We start from the raw sequence: 19,767 nt of genomic DNA, 5'->3' as shown, positions 1-19,767 counted from the left end.
AGTGAGAACTGCCCCACAGGGTTCACCTTTCTACGGGCACCTGAGCCCGCTCTGGCGAAAAAAGGCTGAACGGCTGCCTCGAGCGGAACTCTGTTCCTTTCAAGGGAACCACGGACAACGAACACCCCGAACCTGCGAAATACGGTTCCCCCGGGGCCGCCGCACCGTCTCCCTCCTTCTCCTTGCGGCGGTTCCCTTCTTTTCCTGCGAGGCATGCGAGCCACGGCAAAAGGCCGAACTCGCGCCCGGTCAGGCAGTCACAAAACCGTGACCCGTCCCGCTCGGGTCACGCCTCGGCAACGAACGGACGCAACGGAGAGCATCGATGCCACTGCTCAAACTGCTGCATTTGACAGCGCTGATCTGCTGGTGCGGCGCGCTGATGTACCTGCCGGCAATGATCGCCGCCGGGACCCGCAGCAGCGACGACCTGTTCTATCGCGACCATGCCCACCTGACGCGCATGGTCTTCACCCTCGTCGCCACGCCCGCCGCGCTGCTGGCCATCGGCTCGGGTACCGCACTGTTCCTGCGCGATGCCCTGTTCGATCCCTGGCTGATCGTCAAGCTCACCACCGTTGCCGGCATGGTCATCTGCCATGCGCTGTGTGGCGTGCTGGTCCTGCGCATCGAACGCGTCCCCGAGCCATCGCTGCGCCGTGACTGCCTGCTGATCGGCCTGCTGATCGCCAGCCTGATCAGCGCCACGCTCTGGCTGGTGCTGGCCAAGCCCTTCTGACCGCGGAGTTCCTACCGACATGCACCGTTTGCCTCGCAACCACCAGCACGCACCAGTCGGTCAGGGGACGAGGCGCTACTCAGCGGGTATCGACGCCGACGCCGTGCTCGTACACCAGGCGCCCGCCCAGGTAGGCGGCCAGGGCGATCAGGGCGGCGGTCAGCAGCGACAGGTACAGCCCCCAGCGCTCCATGCCCTGCTCCGGTCCGGCGTAGCGCAGCAGCCAGTTCAGCGAGGCCAGCGACAGCATCATCACGGCGATGATGGCGTGGCACCAGGCGGTGATCTTCAGGCGGATGCTGGTCACCGTCAGCAGGTCGACCAGCCCGGCCAGACTGGCCACCCAGCCGCCGAAGGCGCCGACGCCGGCGAGCCAGAGACTGGCGCGCGCCCAGAACGGGTCGGCCAGCAGCAGGTAGGCGATGTCGCTGGCCACCAGACCGAGCAACGCCGCCACCGGGAAGTGGATCATCATCGGGTGCAACGGATGCCCGGCGATGGCGGCGCGGCTGACAATGACTTCTCTGATTTCGGCCATCCAGGCCTCCTTGCGCAAGGGTTGGGAAGGAAACGGCGACGCCTGCTGCAGCGTCCCTGTCTGAAATGGACCGCGCTGACGCTGGCAGTTCCATTGCTCGTTGCCTGCCAGGGCCCGCAATCGGCACTCGACCCCGCCGGGCCGATGGCACGCGAGGTGGCGCTGCTGTGGTGGGCGATGTGCGCGTTCGCCACCCTGGTGCTGGTGGTGGTGACCGCGCTGTGGCTGCACGCCATGCGCCGCCAGCCGCGCGAAGTGGACGCCGCTCGCGCACGGCAGCTGACGCTGCGCTGGCTGGTGGGGGGCGGCCTGCTGCTGCCGACGCTGAGCATCATCGTGCTGCTGGCGTTCGGCATTCCCATCGGTCATCGCATGCTGCCCTTGCCGCTGGACGAGCCGCCGCTGCGCATCGAGGTGGTCGGGCACCAGTGGTGGTGGGAGGTGCGCTACCCGGAAAGCGGCGTGGTCACCGCCAACCAGCTGCACCTGCCGACGGGGCGTCCGGTGGACCTGGACGTGAGCAGCGCCGACGTTATCCATTCCTTCTGGGTGCCGCGCCTGGGCGGCAAGATCGACATGATCCCCGGCCGCGACAACCGCATCCGCCTGCAGGCCGATCAGCCCGGCGTGTTTCGCGGGCAGTGCTCGGAATTCTGCGGCACCCAGCACAGCCACATGATTCTCGACGTGCAGGCCCACAGCGAGGACGACTTCCAGGCCTGGCTGCAGGCCCGTAGTGAGCCGCAGATCAGCCCCCTGCCCGGCCCGGCCGGCGAAGCCTTCCAGGCGCGCTGTGGCCAGTGCCACCGCGTCGCCGGCGTCAGCGATGGCGAGCGGGCGCCCGACCTGAGCGACATCGGCTCACGCAAAAGCCTGGGTGCCGGCGTGCTGAGCAACGAGCCGGGCGCATTGCTGCGCTGGCTGCACGAACACCAGCGGCTCAAGCCTGGCAACGCCATGCCGCTGCACGACGATCTCGACCCCGACCACCTCAGCGCCATCGCCGACTGGCTGGAGACCCTGGCACCGTGAGCAAACAGAGTAGTGACAACAACGTCGATACGAACGACCTGCACGACCAGTTCGACGACGTGTGGGGCAACCCGCGCGGCTGGAAGTCCCTGACCATCGTCAACCACACCACGGTCGGCATCCGCTTCATGCTCACCGGGCTGGGCTTCTTCCTGTTCGGCGGGCTGCTGGCGATGCTGGTGCGCACACAACTGGCGCTGCCGGGTTACGACTTCCTCGAGCCGGACATGTACAACCAGATCTTCACCATGCACGGCACGGTGATGATGTTCCTGTTCGCCGTGCCGATGATGGAAGGCCTGGCGGTCTACCTGATTCCGAAGATGCTCGGCGCGCGCGACCTGGTGTTCCCGCGCCTGTCGGCGCTGGGCTACTGGTGCTACCTGTTCGGTGGGCTGATCCTGTGTGCCAGCCTGCTGCTGGGCATCGCGCCCAAGGCCGGCTGGTTCATGTACACGCCGCTGTCCAGCGCGGTACACACACCGGGGCCGAACTCGGACTTCTGGCTGATCGGCATCACCTTCGTGGAAATCTCCGCGGTCTCGGCCGGGGTGGAACTGGTGGTATCGATCCTGCGCACCCGCGCCGAAGGCATGGCACTGCACAAGATGCCGATCTACGCCTGGTACATCCTGGTGATGGCAATGATGATCGTGGTCGGCTTTCCGCCACTGATCCTCGGCAGCATCCTGCTGGAACTGGAGCGCGCCGCCGGCCTGCCGTTCTTCGAGGTGGCCCGCGGTGGCGACCCGATCCTCTGGCAGCATCTGTTCTGGCTGTTCGGCCACCCCGAGGTGTACATCATCTTCCTGCCCGCCGCCGGTATCGTCTCGACCCTGCTGCCAGTGTTCTGCCAGCGTCCGCTGGCGGGCTATCGCTGGGTGGTCCTGGCCATTCTCACCACCGGCTTCATCAGCTTCGGCCTGTGGGTGCACCACATGTTCACCGTGGGCATCCCGCAACTGGCGCAGGCGTTCTTCTCCGCGGCGAGCATGCTGGTGGCGATACCCACCGGCGTTCAGGTGTTCGCCTGGATCGCCACGCTGTGGCTGGGGCGCCCGGTGTACCACGTGCCGATGCTGTGGCTGGTGGGCTTTCTGGTGATCTTCGTCTGTGGCGGCCTGACCGGGGTGATGCTGGCTCTGGTGCCCTTCGACTGGCAGGTGCACGACACCCATTTCGTGGTGGCGCACATGCACTACGTGCTGGTGGGCGGCATGTTCTTCCCGCTGCTGGCCGGCATCTATTACTGGCTGCCGCATTTTTCCGGGCGCATGCCCTCCATGCGCCTGGGCAAATGGGGCTTCTGGCTGGTGTTCATCGGCTTCAACGTTACCTTCCTGATCATGCACTGGACCGGGCTGATGGGCATGCCGCGGCGCATCTACACCTACCAGACCGGCCTGGGCTGGGACCTGCCCAATCTGATCTCCTCGGTGGGCAGCTTCATCATGGCCATCGGTATCGCCACCGTGCTGCTGGACATCGTCCTGCATTTTCGTTTCGGCCAGCCGGCGGGCAACAACCCGTGGAAGGCCGATACCCTGGAATGGAGTACCCACCTGCCGCCGAGCCCCTACAACTTCGTCAGCCTGCCGCCGGTGCGCACCCGCCACCCGCTGTGGGAGGAGCCCGATCTGGGCGAGCGCATCGACCGTGGCGATTTCGCGCTGACGGTGATCGACCACGGCCGTAGGGAAACCTGGGGCGTCGAGCCGCTGACCGGCAAGGTGCGCGAGATTGTCCATCTGCCCGGCAACAGCTGGCTGCCCTTCATCGCCGCCGCGTTCATCGCCTTCACCTGCCTGGGTCTGCTGAGCAAGCACTACTGGGTTGCGCTCGCTGCCAGCCTCGTCGCGGTGCTGGCCCTGCTGCGCTGGAGCTGGGAGAACGGCGCGCATCCCCTGGCGGCACCGGACGCGCGGGTACAGCCGGGCGAGCCGCCGCTGCATTCACGCACCTGCGATGGTCCCGGGCTGTGGGGCATGGGCGTCACCTTGCTGGCCAACGGTGCGCTGTACCTGTCGCTGCTGTTTGGCTGGTTCTACCTGTGGACGGTATCGCCGAACTGGCAGGTGCCGGACGCGCCGGTGCTCGACCAGCGCGTGCTGCTGGCCAGCGCCCTGGCGCTGACTGCCGCGGTGCTCTGGCAACGGCCGGTGCTGCGTAGGCTGCGCCGTGGCGAGGGCGAGCCTTCCGCCCTGCTCACCTGCTTCGCCGGTGTTGCCACGCTGGGGCTGCTGCATGCGGCGCTGCTGCTGTGGGCGATACTCGGCGGCGATCTCGCGCCGCGTGCCACGGCGCATGACGCCGTGGTTCTGGTGATGCTCGGTTACAGCCTGCTGCATGGCGTGCTGGCCGCCGTGCTCAGCGGTCTGCAGGCCCTGCGCGTGCATTACGGCTATGTCTGCGCCAAGACGCCCTACGAGCCGCTGGTGGTCGAGCAGCTGTGGCAATACAACCTGGCGGTGCTGTGGATCAGCTACTTCTGCCTCGTCCTGTTTCCGCCCACCTTTGGAGGCCTGTGATGCAGCCCCTGGCCTCGCCCTACAACCCCATCCACATTCCGCTCGGGCTGGTGCTCTGGAGCCTGTGGTTCGTCGCCGTTTACGGTGGTCTCTCAGTGGGCTGCGCGCTGGCGCCGCCGGCTCCCGAGCAAGGCCAGTGGACCTGGCTCAACGCCCTGCTCGCCCTGTTCAGCCTGCTGACGTTCATGGCTCTGCTGTGGCTGGCCAGGCGCTTTCAGCTCGCCGCCAGACGCGCCGATGAACAGCCGGCCGGCCGTTTCGTCGCGCGCCTGGCCGCGTCCGTACACCTGGTGGGTGCGCTGGGCACCCTGTTCGTCGCCCTGCCAATCCTGAGCCTGCCGCCATGCCTGTGATGCTCTGTGCCCTGATCCTGCTATTGCCCGCCAGCGCTGCTGCCCATGGGCCATTCGACAGTCACCTGCATCTCGACGAGCGCCTGCCCCTGATGCTGAGTGCGGTGCTCCTGGGTAGCGCCTGGCTGCTTTATATAATCGGCTGCCGCAAGGTACGGCCGCATGGCCGGGAGGCCTTGTGGATGCACCTGGCGATGGTCATAACCGTATTCGCCGTGTTCGGCCCGATCGACGATTGGGCGGAAACCAGCACCAGCCTGCACATGGTTCAGCACATGCTGTTCATGATCGTCATTGCACCTTTGTGGGCGCTGGCGCGGCCGCTGCCGCAATGGCGAGCGGTACTGGGCGGCTGGTTGCGCCCGCTGTCCGACGCGCTGCTGCGTGGCGGTCGCTACCCGGTGGCACTGGCCATGCTGCACGGCGCGATGATCTGGATCTGGCACACGCCCAGTCTGTACATGCTGGCGCTGGAGAACACCTGGTGGCATGCCATCGAGCACGCCTGCTTTCTGTTCAGCGCCTGGCTGTTCTGGTGGTCCTGCCTGCGGGCCAGTCCCCGGCAGGTGCCCCACGCGCTCATGGCCATTCTGCTGACGCTGATGCACACGGGCCTGCTGGGCGCACTGCTGACCTTCGGCAATACCCCCTTCTATGGCGAATCGCGTGATCTGGCCGACCAGCAACTGGCCGGCCTGCTCATGTGGGTACCCGGCAGCCTGGTTTACCTGGCCGGTGCCGGCTGGATCAGCTGGCGCTGGCTGACGCGCATCTGGCGCCGCCAGGCCGACGCGCGACCGCTGTGAACGCGAGCGAAACGCGTACGTTCGGCCTCGGCGCCCAACGCTGCGAAGCGCGATGACGTCGCCGAGGCCGATGCCCTCGCAGCCGTTAAGTTCAAGTTGTTTTTCTGTCGCGAGACTCGCGAATTTATCTTGGCGTGCTTAACACGCTGTAAGCGAACGATATTGCCGAAACGGCGAGTTTTGCCTGCAAGTCTTGGTCTAGACCTCTTCCCAGTTAATACAGCGATACGCGTTATATCGTCGTGATATCACTTTGTCCTTTTTTTTTACCAATCGTCCCGATCTCTGGCATTCTAAAATGACATCGCTATTTTTCAGGAGTGTTTTGAAAAGGAGGTGTATATGAAACACGACCTGGAAGGTATTAGATCAGCACTATCGGATTATGATATCGATACGATGTCACGACCGGACGGAAGTGTAGTGCTGACCGTCAAGCACAGGAACAGACATTTGACACGCGTTGTTGATGCGAACTGTTCCACAGAAGAAGTCATTCGTCTGATTAAATTCGACATGACCCTGGATGAGGATGGGCATTCGATAAACGAAGCGGTGAAGTATTGTTGCTCGAGTACTTTGCCAACTTACTCGCGCGAGCCGATCTTTCGCACGCGCAACTCCCGTTTGTGGGCTCTACGGAAGCTCAAAACCTCATAAGGAAGTGATATCGATGCCTAGACGTCATGCCTTTAGACCTTGTCAGGGCAACCTGATGGAGCAGGTCGAGCACCACACTCCCAAAGCGCGGATGTCTTGCGAATGGCCCTACATTGCAGGTTCTACCTGCCTGGTGGTGCTGTTGATCTGGCAGCCTCTCCAGCCGGCTGCACTGGTGGTACTTCCTCAGCACAGCCTTCAGGCACCGAGCTACGCGGCTCAGAGCCTGCAGGACATCGATTCGAGCTGCTACGAGGTGCGTAGCGAAGCGATGAGCGAACGAGGCTGTAGCCAGGGCAACTGCGGCAGAGACAAGGTGAGCCCGCTGCACCATGGCGAGGAATTCGAGTTGAGCCGTTCGATCCTCACCTGCGCGAACCTTAGTGGCACTGCCATCCCGCGGAGCGAAACGGACAAACCGCAGAACATGATGATCGAAGTCATCAGGTCCAATCACTCCTTCTGAATTCCCTCCTCTCGCTTCTGGCCAGCCCCACGGTGGTCTGGTCGGTGAAGCGCTCTGCCCTCCCGCCTCGAATCATTGATCCAATGATCGGGGCGGGTGTCGATATTAAGGACTACTTCACGGAGGTCCGGACATGTCGGATTCGATGCTTTATTTCTCCATCGCGCTGGCTGCAATTCTCGCACTGGTGCAACTCTGGGCAATTATCAGCGTATTTCGCAGCGACAAGACGGTCGGTACCAAGACACTTTGGGCATTGCTGATCTGGTTCTTGCCCATTATTGGCTTAATTTGCTGGGGAATTGCCGGCCCGCGAGGACATGGTGCAGGACCAAGTTCACCGGAGCACAGCAAGTAAATTATTTCGTACACGCTGGAAGTTTTCTGAAACAGCAACAAATGCATTGCTGAAAATTATATGACTTATATCTGTACGCAACCTGTGCAGAGAGGATGCATGTAATGGAGAGGTATAAGTATCTCGATAGCATCACCGCTTATAACAGTTGCGCCAGCGCTTGCGAACATTGCGCAAGCGTTTGTCTGACCGAGAAAAAGGCCGAATGTTTTCGCTGCATTCAGTTATGCCGTGACTGCGCGGATTTGTGCCGACTGACAGCTACCCTGATGTTGCGTGACAGCGACTACGCGGCGGTGGCGAGTCAGCTGTGCCGAGTCGCCTGCCTGGCCTGTGCCGAGGAGTGCGCCCTGCATGCCAGCGCGCATTGCCAGGAGTGCGCGCGTAGCTGTCAGGTGTGCGCGGAAGAACCCTCACTGGAGCAGGTATGAACCATGGCCGAACACGAGAAAGGCAAACCCGAGCAGGACCGACAGGCGCCGGCGGATGCAGGCCTGTGGGACGATCCAGGTAACGAAGATCCGGGCTCGCTGCTCGACGGCCGGGTGCCGCTGCGGCCCTCCCGTGACCCGAAGGGGACGCAGCAGCCGGACGATGCCGAGTAGCAGGCAAACGCTGCCACTCGGCGCTGCGCCGGGTTCAGGCGGGAATGGTCTTGGCGCGCATTTCCCGATCCCAGATGCGGTGCTGCTTCAGCGCGGTTTCGAAGCGCATGTACAGCGGGTCGAAACTGTCGCCGCAGAGCATCCCGGCGTCCTCCTCCAGCCCCAGCATCGCCGCCAGCTGAGCGGCATCGCCGCTGAGCGCGACGGGCTTGAGATGCTTGTAGGCCTCCAGCAGGTAGTGCTTGGCAACGCCGTCGTCCTGCAGCGTCTTGAGCACGTACTCGCCCCCCGGCACGAACACGGCGTCGACGGTGATCGAAGGTTCCGAGGCAAAACTGCCATCGGGCTGCATGGGCTGGCCGTCGGAGTCCTTCAGCGCGGCGGCCGAAGGCGCCAGCAGCTTGGCCACGGCGCCGGCGCCTTCCAGCATCTTCTTCAGGCTGCCGACCTCGTCGGCCTTGCAGCCGGGCGTGAGCAGCACCGCGACGCGGCGCCCGCGAATGTCGCCAGGCAGAAGATTCATCTGGCTGAGCGCAGGGGAAACCTCCGCTTTGCCCTCCATGCTCGGGGTCGAGGTGCTGTCCAGGTCGATACCCAGGTTCTCCGCGACGCGCAGCGCCAGCAGCGGGTCGATGTGCGCGAGGATTTCCTTGACCTGCCGCTCGCGGATGTACAGACGCTCGACTTTCGACAGCTCGAAGCTGTAGGCATCGACGATGTGCTGTTGCTCGGTCGCGCTCATGCTGCGCCAGAACAGGGTGGCCTGGGAAAAGTGGTCGGCGAAACTGGGCGAGCGCACCCGTATCTTGGTGCCGTGCACAGGCTCGGGATAGGAACTGTAACCGCCGCCGGTCGGCGCTGGCGGCGTCTCGCGCGGCCAGTTGCCGTCGATGGAGTTGGGCTCGTACGCCGCCCTGCCGCGATTGATCTGCTGGCGATGCGGCGCATCACGCTGGTTGTTGTGGAAGGGGCACAGCGGCCGGTTGATGGGGATTTCGTTGAAGTTGGGGCCACCCAGACGCAGCAGCTGGGTGTCGGTGTAGGAGAACAGACGGCCCTGCAGCAGCGGGTCGTTGCTGAAATCGATGCCGGGCACCACGTGCCCGACGTGGAACGCCGCCTGTTCGGTTTCGGCGAAGAAGTTGTCCGGGTTGCGATTGAGCACCATGCGCCCGACCACGCGGATCGGCACCAGCTCCTCGGGCACCAGCTTGGTCGGGTCGAGCAGGTCGAAGCCGAAGCCCTGCGCGTCCTCCTCGTTCATCACCTGCAGGCCCAGCTCCCATTCCGGGTAGAGGCCCCGCTCGATGTCCTCCCAGAGGCCGCGGCGGTGGAAGTCCGGGTCCTTGCCGGCGAGCTTCTGCGCCTCGTCCCAGACCAGCGAGCAGACGCCGGCCTTGGGGCGCCAGTGAAACTTCACCAGCTTGCTCTGCCCCTGCGCATTGACCAGCCGGAAGCTGTGCACGCCAAAACCCTGCATCGAGCGGTAGGCGATGGGAATGGCGCGGTCGGACATGGTCCAGAGCACCATGTGCGCCGACTCCGGGGTCAGCGAGACGAAGTCCCAAAAGGTGTCGTGGGCCGAGGCGCCGGTGGGTATCTCGTTGTGCGGCTCGGGTTTGACCGCATGGACGAAGTCGGGGAACTTGATCGCGTCCTGAATGAAGAACACCGGCATGTTGTTGCCCACCAGGTCGAAGTTGCCTTCCTCGGTGTAGAACTTCACGGCGAAGCCGCGCACGTCGCGCACGGTGTCGGCCGAGCCCCTGGGGCCCTGCACGGTGGAAAAGCGCACGAATACCGGAGTGCGCTTGCCCACCTCGCCGAGAAAGGCGGCGCAGGTCAGGTCGCTGGCCGCATCCGTCACCTCGAAGTAGCCGTGCGCCGCCGCGCCGCGGGCATGCACCACACGCTCGGGAATGCGCTCGTGATCGAAGTGGGTGATCTTCTCGCGCATGATGAAATCTTCCATCAGCGTCGGTCCGCGCTCACCCGCGCGCAGGCTGTTCTGGTTGTCGGCGATACGCGTGCCGGTATTGGTGGTCAGCGCCTCCCCCGTCGCGTCCTCACGGAAGGCTTCGAGTTGATCGAGCTTGGCATTGCCATTACCCCGGTCGAGGGTATCGGTACCGGCCATCTGGCTGCCGTTCTCGGCGGCTTTCGATTGCTTCTTCATGGGCTACTCCTGGCTTGGATCGGAGCGGTGCGTCGCCGCGCACTGCAGATTTCCGGGGCGCGACGGCCAGCTTCAGAGGCCTGACAAGGGCGGTCACGAATCGATCCCGGTGTTTTTTATGAGGCAGCCCGCAGGGGTTCGGTTCGAGTTGAATTTTCAGGCGCACGCCACGGCATTGCGCCGCTGGGGCCGCCGGTACGGGGAAATTCTTCCTGAACTTCATCGCTTCCCGGCCCTTCTACCCCAGTGCACGCCCATTACCGGAGGAAGCAACATGAACCCATTGAAACCGCTTGCCATGCTGGCTGTAGCCGCATTCGCCCTGTGCGCCGTCACGGCCATTCAGGCTGCCAACGAGACTGATTCGATCAGCACCGAAGACTTCGTCGAGGAGGCGTCGGCCAAGGGGGTCGCCGAGATCGAGACGGCCAAACTGGCGCTGGAGAAGTCCGGCAACGAGAAGGTCAAAGGCTTCGCGCAGATGATGATCGACGATCACCGTCGGGCCAATCAGGAGCTGGCCGAGCTGGCCAAGCGCAAGGACCTGGACGTGTCCGACGATGCCGAGCTGATCAATCAGGCCAAGGCCATGGTGCTCAAGCTGCGCGGCGAAGGCAGCTTCGACAAGGCCTACATGAACAACCAGGTGGTGGCCCACCGCCAGACCATTGAGCTGTTCCGCCGCGGCGTGAACGTGAAGGACGAGGAAATCGCCGCCTTCGCCCGGGAAACCCTGCCCAAGCTGGAGCAGCACCTGCAGCGTGCCGAACAGATCAACGGCGAACTGCCGGAGAACTGATCCAGGCACGCGCATCCCGGAGAGCATGACTGCAGATGCCCACGGAAACCGCATTGAACGGTGACTGGCTCGCCTTCGTGCCCTGGCCAGAGTTGAGAACCCTGCTCGTCGCCGTGATCGCGGCGGCTCTGGCCAGCCTGTTCTTCGGCACCCTGTTGCGCCTGCTGGCGCGTTTCAGCGGTGCCCTGCCCTTTGCCCATGTGCTGCTGCAAAGCACGCGTGACCCGCTGCGCTGGTTGCTGCCGCTGCTGGCCATGCAACTGGTGCTCAACGCCGCCCCGGACAATATGGCGCTGATCGGCGAGGCCAGACGCCTGGCGGCGCTGGTCACCATCGGCGTATTTACCTGGCTCGGCCTGCGCGCAGTCGGGGCGGTTCAGCGCATCGTCGTGCTGTACAACCCGGTGGACACGGCCGACAACCTGCAGGCGCGGCGCATCCAGACGCAGACCCGCGTGCTGGTGCGCATCCTCAGCGTGTTCGTGGTGATCTTCGGCTTCTCCACCATGCTCATGACCTTCCCCGCGGCGCGCCAGTTCGGCACCAGTCTGCTGGCGTCGGCCGGCCTCGCCGGTCTGGCCGTGGGCTTTGCCGCCAAGCCGGTGCTGGGCAACCTGATCGCCGGTCTGCAGATCGCCCTGACCCAGCCGATCCGCCTGGACGACGTGGTGATCGTCGAAAACGAATGGGGGCGCATCGAAGAGATCACCGGCACCTACGTGGTGGTGCGCATCTGGGACGATCGCCGGCTGGTGGTGCCCCTGCAGTGGTTCATCGAGAACCCCTTTCAGAACTGGACGCGGCAGACCAGCTCGATCACCGGTTCGGTGTTCTTCTGGGTGGATTACGCCACTCCGCTCGAGCCGCTGCGCCAGGAGCTGACGCGCCTGTGTCAGGAGGCGCGACACCTGTGGGACGAGCGCGTCAACGTGCTGCAGGTGGTGGACACCAGCGACCGCGCCATCCAGCTGCGGGTGCTGGTCAGCTCGCCGGACTCCTCGCGCAACTGGGACCTGCGCTGCTACATCCGCGAGAACCTGATCACCTTCATCAGCAACCGCTATCCCGATCACCTGCCGCGACTGCGCGCCAACCTGCACGGCAGTGAAGACGCGGCGCCGCGCAACACCCCCACTGCCGATGCGCAGCGCCAGCCGCCGGTGTAACCGGCGCTCTCAGACCGCGCGCAGGCGCTCGTAGTAATAGGGCAGCTGCAGCAGCGCGTAGCTGGCGGCGGCGCGGCGCACCTCGTTGCGATCGCCGCTGAACTGCACCGTCTCGCTGACGATGCCCTGGTGCTGATCGAGGCGGATCGCGCAGGCGATGCACTGCACGCCGTCCATCTCGTCGTCGGCCTCGGCCAGCCCGGTGTTGGCCAGGGCGATATCCGCGCCGCTGCGGGTCAGCGCGCCAAGGGCCATTTCCTGCGCGACCTCCTCACTGGTGAGGCCGAAGCGCTCGATGGTCTCGGCGCTGACGCCCAGGCACTGCTGCTTGGCCTCGGGTGAATAGACGATGAAACCGCAGTCGAGCACCTGGCCGCTGCCGGGAATATCGGCCACCAGCGAGGCGATCAGCCCTGCCGTGCAGGATTCCGCCGTACTCAGGCGCAGTTTGTACTTGTTCAGAAAGTTGACGATCTGCTCGACGCTGTCCATCTGCCACAACCTCCGGGCTCGTTGGCTACCGCTCTGTGGAAGCTGTCGGAGCGGGCAAAGTTCAACCTTTTCCGCTGCGCTTGTCAGACAAAAAAAGGTCGAACCTTTGCCGCTTTCGCCCCGTCAGCAAAAGAGTATGGGGGCGATGGATAGCCAAGGCTTCGAGCCACACGTTGCGACTCCGCTCTCCTACCCGCCCGTGGCGTTTTGCCCGGGATGCCCTCAGGTGTACTCGAACATTGGAGATAGACATGGGAACCGCTGCAGCTATCAACCCAAACGCCAAGCTTCCGGCGGACATTCAGCCTCCCTTGCACATGGGCAGCCACCACCCGCAGCGCAAGCGGGTGCTCTTCGTCACTTCCGAATTCAGCGACCTGATCAAATGCGGTGGTCTCGGCGACGTGTCCGCCGCACTGCCGCGGGCGCTGGCACCGCAACACGACATCCGCCTGCTGATCCCCGGCTATCGCCAGGTGGTGGAAAGCGGTTGGCCGATCCGCATCGTCGGCCATGTCCGCGGGCTGGCGGCGTTGCCGCCGTGCCGCATCGGACGCATGGATCTGGCCGATGGCCTGATCGTCTACGTGCTGCTCAACCCCGTGCTCTACGAACGCGACGGCACGCCCTACGGCGATGCGCAGAGCCAGGACTGGCCCGACAACCACATCCGTTTCGCTCGCCTGGGGCTGGCCGCGGCGGAAATCGCCACCGGCGACGCCGGCATCCAGTGGCGTCCGGACCTGGTGCACGCCAACGACTGGCCGGCCTCCATGGCGCCGGCCTACATGGCCTGGCGTGGCGCCACGGCACCGGCCTTGCTGACCATTCACAACCTGGCCTACCAGGGCCTGTGCGACATGGCCTGCAGCAGCGAGCTGGCGATCCCCGAGGAGGCCTGCGGCATCGACGGCTTGGAGTTCCATGGCCGCCTGTCGTTTCTCAAGGCCGGTATCTCGTATGCCCATCACGTCACCACGGTGAGCCGCACCTATGCCCAGGAGATCACCACCCCCGCGTTCGGCTGCGGGCTCGAGGGCATGCTGCAGGCCAAGGTGGCCGCAGGGCAGCTCAGCGGCATCGTCAACGGCATCGACGAAAGCTGGAATCCGGAAACCGACCCGCACCTGCTGCAGGGCTTCGCCCCGCGCCAGTGGGAAGGCAAGCGCGCCAACGCCGCCTATGTCGAGCAATGGCTGGGGCTGGAGGCCGAGGGGCCGCTGTTCGCGGTGATCTCCCGCCTGGTGCAGCAGAAAGGCATCGACCTGACCCTGGAGGTGGCCGAGCACATCGTCGCCCAGGGCGGCCGCATCGGTGCCATCGGTCGCGGCGAACCGGCTCTGGAGGCGGCCATGGCGCAACTGGCGCAGCGCTATCCGGGACGCATCGGCGTGCACATCGGCTTCAACGAGACCGATGCGCGGCGTCTGTACGCGGCCAGCGACTTCCTGCTCATGCCGTCGCGTTTCGAGCCCTGCGGGCTGAGCCAGATCTACGCCCAGCGCTTCGCCTCGCTGCCGATTGCCCGGCGCACCGGCGGGCTGGCCGACACCATCGAGGATGGCGTCAGCGGCTTTCTCTTCGATGAACCGGATGCCGCCAGCTATCGAGCCGCCATCGACCGGGCCCTGCAGGTGTATCGCCACCGCGAGCTGTTCGACGCCATGCGCTGCCACGCCATGCACGCGCCGCTGTACTGGCGGCAATCGGTACGCCCCTACGACCGCCTGTATCAGCGCCTGCTGGCACGAAGCAGCGCCAGGAGGGAGCAGCGCTGATGTACAGCCATGGCGCCCGGCCGATGGCCGACGGACGTACACGTTTCGCACTCTGGGCTCCCAGTTGCCGGCGCGTGGACCTGCAACTGCTGGACGGCAGTCAGCACCGGCTGACGCCCAAGGACGACGGCTGGTTCGTGTTGCTGCTCGATTGCCCCGCGGAAGCCAGTTACCGCTACCTGATCGACGAACAATGGACGGTGCCGGACCCCGCCTCGCGACGGCAGGTGGACGATGTGCACGGTTTCAGCCAGGTGGTGGACCCGCAGCGCTATGAATGGCGCCATTGCGAGTGGCACGGCCGGCCCTGGCACGAGGCGGTGATCTACGAGCTGCACGTCGGCCTGTTCGGGGGCTTCCAGCAGGTCGAGGAACATCTGCCGCACCTGGTCGACCTGGGCGTCACGGCGCTGCAGTTGATGCCGCTCGCCGCCTTTTCCGGCCGGCGCAACTGGGGTTACGACGGGGTGCTGCCCTTCGCGCCGGCGAGCTGCTACGGCACGCCGGATGAACTCAGACGCCTGGTCGATAGCGCCCACGCCTTCGGCCTGATGGTCTTCGTCGACGTGGTCTACAACCACTTCGGCCCGGACGGCAATTACCTGGGGCTGTACGCCCGCCAGTTCTTCCACGAGGAGCGTGCCACCCCCTGGGGCGCTGCCATCGATTTCGGCCGGCCGCAGGTACGCGATTTCTTCTGCGAGAACGCCCTGATGTGGCTGCTCGACTATCGCATCGACGGCCTGCGCCTGGACGCGGTGCACGCCATCGACGACGACGGCTTTCTCCGCGAGCTGGCCTCGCGCGTGCGCGCCGCGGTACCGGCGCAGCGCCACGTGCACCTGGTGCTGGAGAACGAGAACAACGCCGCGCATCTGCTGCGCGACGGTTTCGATGCGCAGTGGAACGACGACGGCCACAACACCCTGCACGTGCTGCTCACCGGCGAGGACGAGAGCTACTACGCCGACTACGCCCAGGCGCCGACGCGCAAGCTGGCCACCTGTCTGGAGCAGGGTTTCGTCTACCAGGGCCAGGCCAATCGCCACGGCCGCCCGCGTGGCGAACCCAGCGCCGACCTGCCGCCGCATGCCTTCGTGCTGTTTCTGCAGAACCACGACCAGGTCGGCAACCGCGCCTTCGGCGAACGCCTGGCGCTGCTGGCCGAGCCCGATGCGCTGAAGGCGGCCACCGTGCTGCTGCTGCTCTGCCCCATGGTGCCGCTGCTGTTCATGGGCGAGGAATGGGGCTGCACGAGGCCGTTCCTGTTCTTCACCGACTATCACGACGAGCTGGCCAATGCGGTGCGCGAGGGCCGGCGCAACGAGTTCGCCGAATTCTCCCGCTTCAGCGATGCCCATAGCCGCGAGACCATAGCCGATCCCAACGCGCTGGCCAGCTTCCTGCGTTCGCAGCCGGATCTGGCACCGGCGCTGGAGCCGCAGCAGCGCGACTGGCTGGCCTTCTACCGCGGTCTGCTGCAGGTGCGCCGCACGCGTCTGCAGCCGGGTCTGCAGGAGGCACGCAGCCTCGGCGCAGAGGTACTGGGCGACGCGGCCGTGCTGGCGCGCTGGCGGCTCGGCAACGGGCCGACACTGAGCATCGCGCTGAACCTGGGCACGGGGGCGGTGCATCTGCCGACCCCGAGCGCGCAGGCCGAGCGGCTGTACACCTACCGCATCGAGGATGCCGACCTACGTCAGGAGCAACTGCCGGCGCGCAGTGCCCTGGTCACCCTGGAGCCCGTGCAATGAGCGATACGCTATTGGCCGAACTGGCCGAGGCGGCCGGTCTGTACATCGACTGGACGGATGCCCACGGCCGGCCGCAAACCGTTACCCCGGAGGCGCAGCGCGCCCTGCTGGAAGCGCTGGGTTACCCGGCCCAGAGCCCCGAACAGATACGTTCGAGCCTGGCGATGCTGACGCAGCAGCAACACGTACCCTCGCCCGATGCCCTGTTGCTGCAGGATCAGGGCCAGCCCCTGCCCCTGGCGCTCTACCCGGCCGACAGCCCCTACCGGCTTATCGACGAACAGGGCCAGGTCTTCAGCGGCCGCCTCGACGCCGACGCCCGCCTGCCGGCGCAGCCGCAGCCCGGCTATTACCAGCTGGAGATCCGCGATACCCGTCACGCGCTGGCGGTCACCCCGGCGGCGTGCCTGTCGGTGTCGCAGCTGTGCGGCAAACCGCGCATCTGGGGGCTTACCGCACAGCTTTACGGGCTGCGCCGCCCAGGCGATGGCGGCGTCGGCGACACCCAGGCAGTGGCCGAGCTGCTGCGGCATGCCGCCAACCAGGGCGCCGATGCCCTGGCACTGAGCCCGGTACACGCGCTGTTCGCTGCCGACACCGAGCGTTTCGGCCCCTACTCGCCGTCCAGTCGTCTGTTCTTCAACCCCCTGCATGCGGCGCCTGCCGACCGCCTGGGCGAAGAACGGGTGCAGCGCGCCATTCAGGCGGCCGGTCTGCAGGAGGAAATGCAACGTCTGGAACACCTGGAGCTGATCGACTGGCCCGCCGTGGCCAAGGCGCGGCAGCGCCTGCTGTGGCAGCTGTATCAGGACTTTTGCCAGGCCCCGGGCGATCTGCTCGCCGATTTCGAGGCCTTCCGCGCAGCAGGCGGCGACGCCCTGCAGCAGCATTGCTGTTTCGAGGCCATTCATGCGCAGCGCCTGCGCGAAGGGGCCAGCGGCGACTGGCGCAGCTGGCCGCAGGAACTGCGCAGCCCGCTCCAGGGCGCCGTCACCCGCTTCGCCGCGGAACAGGCCGATACGCTGAGGTTTCACGCCTTCGCCCAGTGGCTGATCGCCCATGGCCTGGAATGCGCCCAGGCCACGGCCAGCGGTGCGGGCATGGGTATCGGCCTGATCGCCGATCTGGCCGTGGGCGCCGATTGCGCGGGCAGCCAGGCCTGGTCACGCCAGGACGAACTGCTGCCTTCGGTCACCGTCGGCGCGCCGCCGGACATCATCAATCGCCAGGGGCAGAACTGGGGCGTCGCCGCCTTCTCGCCGCAGGGGCTGCAACGGCACGGCTTTCGCGCCTACATCGAAATGCTGCAGGCCAATCTGGCGCACGCCGGCGGTATCCGCATCGACCACGTGATGGGGCTGCAGCGCCTGTGGGTGATCCCGCAGGGCGGCGAGGCGCAGCACGGCGCCTACCTGCGCTATCCGCTGGATGACCTGCTGCGCCTGTTGGCGTTGGAATCGCACCGCCATCGCGCCCTGGTCATAGGCGAGGACCTGGGCACCGTCCCCGACGGGCTGCGCGAGAAACTGGCGGCGCGCAACATACTCGGCACCCGCGTGCTGCTGTTCGAACAGCAGGACGGGCGCTTCATCCCGCCGGCACAGTGGTCGCGCAATGCCCTGGCGACCACCACCACGCACGATCTGCCGACCATCAAGGGCTGGTTCGCCGGCCACGACATCGAATGGCGGGTGCGCGCCGGGCACGCCGCTGAGCAGAGCCTGGAGCAGGACCATGCCGAGCGGGCCGGCGAACGGGTGGCGCTGCTGCAGGCGCTGGAACAGCGCGGCCCGCTCGGCGGCACCGATGATGACGCCTGCCTGCAGGCCTGCATCGACTACATCGGCAGCACGCCCTCGGCGCTCGCCCTGCTGCCGCTGGAAGACGCCTGCGCGCTGGAGCAGCAGCCCAACCTGCCCGGCCCCGGCGACCTGCACCCCAACTGGCGACGGCGCTACCCGCTGGCGGCCAACGAACTGCTGGAACAGCCGGCGACCCGCCGCCGTCTGGCCTGTCTGGATACGGCACGCCGGGAGGCAGGCGATGAGTGATCTGCGCGCGACCTTGCGCCTGCAACTGCACAAAGGCTTCACCCTGCACGACGCCACGGCCCTGGTGCCCTACATGGCGCAGCTGGGCATCAGCCACCTGTACGCCTCGCCGGTGCTCACCGCCCGGCCCGGCTCGATGCACGGCTACGACGTGATCGATCCGAGCCAGGTCAACCCCGAGCTCGGCGGCGAAGCCGCGCTGGTGCAGCTGGCCGATGCCCTGCATGCGCGCGGCATGGGACTGATCCTGGATATCGTGCCCAACCACATGGCGGTCGGCGGCGAAGGCAACCCCTGGTGGCTGGACGTGCTCGAATGGGGCCGCGCCAGCCCCTATGCCGCCTTCTTCGACATCCAGTGGCAATCCCATGACCCGCTGCTCAGCGGCCAGCTGCTGGTGCCCTTCCTGCGCAGCGATTACGGCGAAGCCCTGCGCGAGGGCACCCTGCAGCTGGCCTTCGATGCGCGCCGCGGGCGGTTCCACGCCCAGCATTTCGAGCATCGCCTGCCGCTGACCCCGGCGAGCTACGACGAGATTCTGCGCGGCGCGGAAGACCCTGCGCTGCGTGAGCTGGGCCGGCGCTTCGCGCGTCTCGGCGATGGCCCGCAAGCGCGCGGCCAGGCCGAGAGCCTGTGCGCCGAACTGAGCCGCCATGCCGAGCAGGCGCAGCAGCTGCTCGCACCCTTCCAGCAGGGCGACGAGGCCGGCCAGCAGCGCCTGCACCGGCTGCTCGAACGCCAGCATTACCGTGTCGCCAGCTGGCGCACCGCCGCCGACGACATCAACTGGCGGCGCTTCTTCGACATCAACGAGCTGGGCGCCCTGCGCGTGGAACGCGCCGATGTGTTCGAGCAGACCCATGCCAAGGTTTTCGAGCTGGTCGAGCGCGGCCTGGTCGATGGGCTGCGCATCGATCACATCGACGGCCTGGCCAACCCGCGTGCCTATTGCAGCCGCCTGCGCCGCCGCATCGCCCGGCTGCGTGGCGGTGCGACGCTGCCGCTGTTCGTGGAGAAAATCCTCGGCCACGGTGAGCAGCTGCCGGCGAGCTGGCCGGTGGCCGGCACCACCGGTTACGAGTTCATGAACCAGGTTTCCCTGCTGCAGCACGATCCCCATGGCGAGCCGGTGCTTGGCGCCCTGTGGGGCGAAATGAGCGGCCGCCCCACCGCCTTCGCCGAAGAGGTGCAGCAGGCGCGGCGCCTGGTGCTCGACAGCTCGCTGGCCGGTGATCTGGAGGAAGTCGCCCAGCGCCTGCTGCAGGTCGCCCGGCATGACATCGCCACCCGCGACCTGACCCTGGGCGCGATTCGTCGGGCCTTGCGCGAGCTGATCGTGCACTTTCCGGTGTATCGCACCTATGCCCAGGCCTGCGGGCGCTCGCCGCAGGATCGGCAGTTCTTCCAGCAGGCTCTGGAGGGTGCGAAACAGACCCTGGCCGAGGCGGACTGGCCACTGCTGCAGC

Annotated in this window: 19 protein-coding genes; 16 read left to right on the top strand and 3 right to left on the bottom strand. The window is 65.9% G+C overall.

Features of this window, described 5'->3' with window-relative positions; translation table 11 throughout:
- Nucleotides 1-325: 325 nt before the first annotated feature.
- A complete protein-coding gene (locus tag N7333_RS03335; RefSeq protein ID WP_003246802.1) occupies nt 326-739 on the top strand; it encodes a CopD family protein in 414 nt (137 codons plus the stop codon).
- A gap of 79 nt (nt 740-818) precedes the next feature.
- Here the strand turns inward: N7333_RS03335 and N7333_RS03330 are convergent, their stop codons facing one another.
- Nucleotides 819-1,277 carry a DUF2231 domain-containing protein gene (locus N7333_RS03330; protein ID WP_003246803.1) on the bottom strand — a complete coding sequence of 153 codons (459 nt, stop codon included), beginning with the start codon at nt 1,275-1,277 and terminating at the stop codon, nt 819-821.
- 144 nt (nt 1,278-1,421) lie between these two features.
- On the opposite strand from N7333_RS03330, the gene coxB reads away from it, so the two are divergent.
- The 9 genes from coxB to N7333_RS03285 all read left to right on the top strand — a co-directional run bounded on the left by coxB (nt 1,422) and on the right by N7333_RS03285 (nt 8,085).
- Nucleotides 1,422-2,309, top strand: a complete 888-nt coding sequence (gene coxB, locus N7333_RS03325; RefSeq protein ID WP_003246804.1) for a cytochrome c oxidase subunit II — start codon at nt 1,422-1,424, stop codon at nt 2,307-2,309.
- Complete coding sequence (gene ctaD / locus N7333_RS03320; RefSeq protein WP_012018623.1) at nt 2,306-4,837, top strand: cytochrome c oxidase subunit I; 2,532 nt, start codon at nt 2,306-2,308, stop codon at nt 4,835-4,837. The genes coxB and ctaD overlap by 4 nt, the downstream gene beginning before the upstream one ends.
- Nucleotides 4,837-5,190 (top strand): hypothetical protein, encoded by a 354-nt coding sequence (locus tag N7333_RS03315; protein ID WP_012018624.1) that lies wholly within the window; start codon nt 4,837-4,839, stop codon nt 5,188-5,190. Before ctaD ends, N7333_RS03315 begins: the two co-directional genes overlap by 1 nt.
- Nucleotides 5,181-5,996 carry a cytochrome c oxidase assembly protein gene (locus N7333_RS03310; protein WP_003246807.1) on the top strand — a complete coding sequence of 272 codons (816 nt, stop codon included), beginning with the start codon at nt 5,181-5,183 and terminating at the stop codon, nt 5,994-5,996. Before N7333_RS03315 ends, N7333_RS03310 begins: the two co-directional genes overlap by 10 nt.
- 342 nt (nt 5,997-6,338) lie before the next feature.
- Entirely contained in the window at nt 6,339-6,656 is a 318-nt protein-coding gene (locus N7333_RS03305; RefSeq protein ID WP_080589511.1) for a hypothetical protein, read from the top strand.
- A gap of 13 nt (nt 6,657-6,669) precedes the next feature.
- Nucleotides 6,670-7,122: a hypothetical protein gene (locus tag N7333_RS03300; RefSeq protein ID WP_012018625.1), complete on the top strand. Its 453-nt coding sequence runs from the start codon at nt 6,670-6,672 to the stop codon at nt 7,120-7,122.
- Nucleotides 7,123-7,255: 133 nt separating this feature from the next.
- Nucleotides 7,256-7,480, top strand: a complete 225-nt coding sequence (locus N7333_RS03295; RefSeq protein ID WP_003246809.1) for a PLD nuclease N-terminal domain-containing protein — start codon at nt 7,256-7,258, stop codon at nt 7,478-7,480.
- A 104-nt stretch (nt 7,481-7,584) separates the two neighbouring features.
- The gene (locus tag N7333_RS03290) at nt 7,585-7,911 is read left to right on the top strand and encodes a four-helix bundle copper-binding protein (RefSeq protein WP_012018626.1); all 327 of its coding nucleotides are present in this window, start codon (nt 7,585-7,587) and stop codon (nt 7,909-7,911) included.
- Nucleotides 7,912-7,914: 3 nt separating this feature from the next.
- Nucleotides 7,915-8,085, top strand: coding sequence for a hypothetical protein (locus tag N7333_RS03285; RefSeq protein WP_157045651.1), 171 nt, complete (start codon nt 7,915-7,917; stop codon nt 8,083-8,085).
- A 34-nt stretch (nt 8,086-8,119) separates the two neighbouring features.
- Here the strand turns inward: N7333_RS03285 and katE are convergent, their stop codons facing one another.
- Entirely contained in the window at nt 8,120-10,261 is a 2,142-nt protein-coding gene (katE, locus tag N7333_RS03280) for a catalase HPII (protein ID WP_012018627.1), read from the bottom strand.
- A gap of 274 nt (nt 10,262-10,535) precedes the next feature.
- Here katE and N7333_RS03275 point away from each other — a divergent pair, with 274 nt between their 5' ends.
- Nucleotides 10,536-11,060, top strand: a complete 525-nt coding sequence (locus N7333_RS03275; protein WP_012018628.1) for a DUF4142 domain-containing protein — start codon at nt 10,536-10,538, stop codon at nt 11,058-11,060.
- Nucleotides 11,061-11,095: 35 nt separating this feature from the next.
- Nucleotides 11,096-12,226 carry a mechanosensitive ion channel domain-containing protein gene (locus tag N7333_RS03270; protein ID WP_012018629.1) on the top strand — a complete coding sequence of 377 codons (1,131 nt, stop codon included), beginning with the start codon at nt 11,096-11,098 and terminating at the stop codon, nt 12,224-12,226.
- A 9-nt stretch (nt 12,227-12,235) separates the two neighbouring features.
- Here the strand turns inward: N7333_RS03270 and N7333_RS03265 are convergent, their stop codons facing one another.
- Nucleotides 12,236-12,718 carry a CinA family protein gene (locus N7333_RS03265; RefSeq protein ID WP_003246814.1) on the bottom strand — a complete coding sequence of 161 codons (483 nt, stop codon included), beginning with the start codon at nt 12,716-12,718 and terminating at the stop codon, nt 12,236-12,238.
- Between the two features lie 251 nt (nt 12,719-12,969).
- Here N7333_RS03265 and glgA point away from each other — a divergent pair, with 251 nt between their 5' ends.
- The 4 genes from glgA to treY form a co-directional block, all read left to right on the top strand.
- Entirely contained in the window at nt 12,970-14,496 is a 1,527-nt protein-coding gene (glgA, locus tag N7333_RS03260) for a glycogen synthase GlgA (protein WP_279858467.1), read from the top strand.
- A complete protein-coding gene (gene treZ / locus N7333_RS03255; RefSeq protein ID WP_279858465.1) occupies nt 14,496-16,250 on the top strand; it encodes a malto-oligosyltrehalose trehalohydrolase in 1,755 nt (584 codons plus the stop codon). Before glgA ends, treZ begins: the two co-directional genes overlap by 1 nt.
- Nucleotides 16,247-18,301 carry a 4-alpha-glucanotransferase gene (malQ, locus tag N7333_RS03250; protein WP_279858463.1) on the top strand — a complete coding sequence of 685 codons (2,055 nt, stop codon included), beginning with the start codon at nt 16,247-16,249 and terminating at the stop codon, nt 18,299-18,301. The genes treZ and malQ overlap by 4 nt, the downstream gene beginning before the upstream one ends.
- Nucleotides 18,294-19,767, top strand: a 1,474-nt coding sequence (gene treY, locus N7333_RS03245) for a malto-oligosyltrehalose synthase (RefSeq protein ID WP_279858461.1), incomplete at its 3' end; no start/stop codon positions are given. The genes malQ and treY, both read left to right, overlap by 8 nt.

Source organism: Pseudomonas sp. GD04158 (genome assembly GCF_029834875.1).
GTDB classification, from domain to species: Bacteria; Pseudomonadota; Gammaproteobacteria; order Pseudomonadales; family Pseudomonadaceae; genus Aquipseudomonas; species Aquipseudomonas hydrolytica.
The sequence above is the reverse complement of the archived record's forward strand: the minus strand, read 5'-3'. Positions and strand labels throughout refer to the sequence as shown.

Excerpts from the sequence above, each read along its gene's own strand:
- N7333_RS03335 (WP_003246802.1), top strand. The coding sequence starts at position 326 with ATGCCACTGCTCAAACTGCTGCATTTGACAGCGCTGATCTGCTGGTGC.
- N7333_RS03330 (WP_003246803.1), bottom strand. The coding sequence starts at position 1,277 with ATGGCCGAAATCAGAGAAGTCATTGTCAGCCGCGCCGCCATCGCCGGG.
- coxB (WP_003246804.1), top strand. The coding sequence starts at position 1,422 with ATGGCACGCGAGGTGGCGCTGCTGTGGTGGGCGATGTGCGCGTTCGCC.
- N7333_RS03315 (WP_012018624.1), top strand. The coding sequence starts at position 4,837 with ATGCAGCCCCTGGCCTCGCCCTACAACCCCATCCACATTCCGCTCGGG.
- N7333_RS03310 (WP_003246807.1), top strand. The coding sequence starts at position 5,181 with ATGCCTGTGATGCTCTGTGCCCTGATCCTGCTATTGCCCGCCAGCGCT.
- N7333_RS03305 (WP_080589511.1), top strand. The coding sequence starts at position 6,339 with ATGAAACACGACCTGGAAGGTATTAGATCAGCACTATCGGATTATGAT.
- N7333_RS03300 (WP_012018625.1), top strand. The coding sequence starts at position 6,670 with ATGCCTAGACGTCATGCCTTTAGACCTTGTCAGGGCAACCTGATGGAG.
- N7333_RS03295 (WP_003246809.1), top strand. The coding sequence starts at position 7,256 with ATGTCGGATTCGATGCTTTATTTCTCCATCGCGCTGGCTGCAATTCTC.
- N7333_RS03290 (WP_012018626.1), top strand. The coding sequence starts at position 7,585 with ATGGAGAGGTATAAGTATCTCGATAGCATCACCGCTTATAACAGTTGC.
- N7333_RS03285 (WP_157045651.1), top strand. The coding sequence starts at position 7,915 with ATGGCCGAACACGAGAAAGGCAAACCCGAGCAGGACCGACAGGCGCCG.
- katE (WP_012018627.1), bottom strand. The coding sequence starts at position 10,261 with ATGAAGAAGCAATCGAAAGCCGCCGAGAACGGCAGCCAGATGGCCGGT.
- N7333_RS03275 (WP_012018628.1), top strand. The coding sequence starts at position 10,536 with ATGAACCCATTGAAACCGCTTGCCATGCTGGCTGTAGCCGCATTCGCC.
- N7333_RS03270 (WP_012018629.1), top strand. The coding sequence starts at position 11,096 with ATGCCCACGGAAACCGCATTGAACGGTGACTGGCTCGCCTTCGTGCCC.
- N7333_RS03265 (WP_003246814.1), bottom strand. The coding sequence starts at position 12,718 with ATGGACAGCGTCGAGCAGATCGTCAACTTTCTGAACAAGTACAAACTG.
- glgA (WP_279858467.1), top strand. The coding sequence starts at position 12,970 with ATGGGAACCGCTGCAGCTATCAACCCAAACGCCAAGCTTCCGGCGGAC.
- treZ (WP_279858465.1), top strand. The coding sequence starts at position 14,496 with ATGTACAGCCATGGCGCCCGGCCGATGGCCGACGGACGTACACGTTTC.
- malQ (WP_279858463.1), top strand. The coding sequence starts at position 16,247 with ATGAGCGATACGCTATTGGCCGAACTGGCCGAGGCGGCCGGTCTGTAC.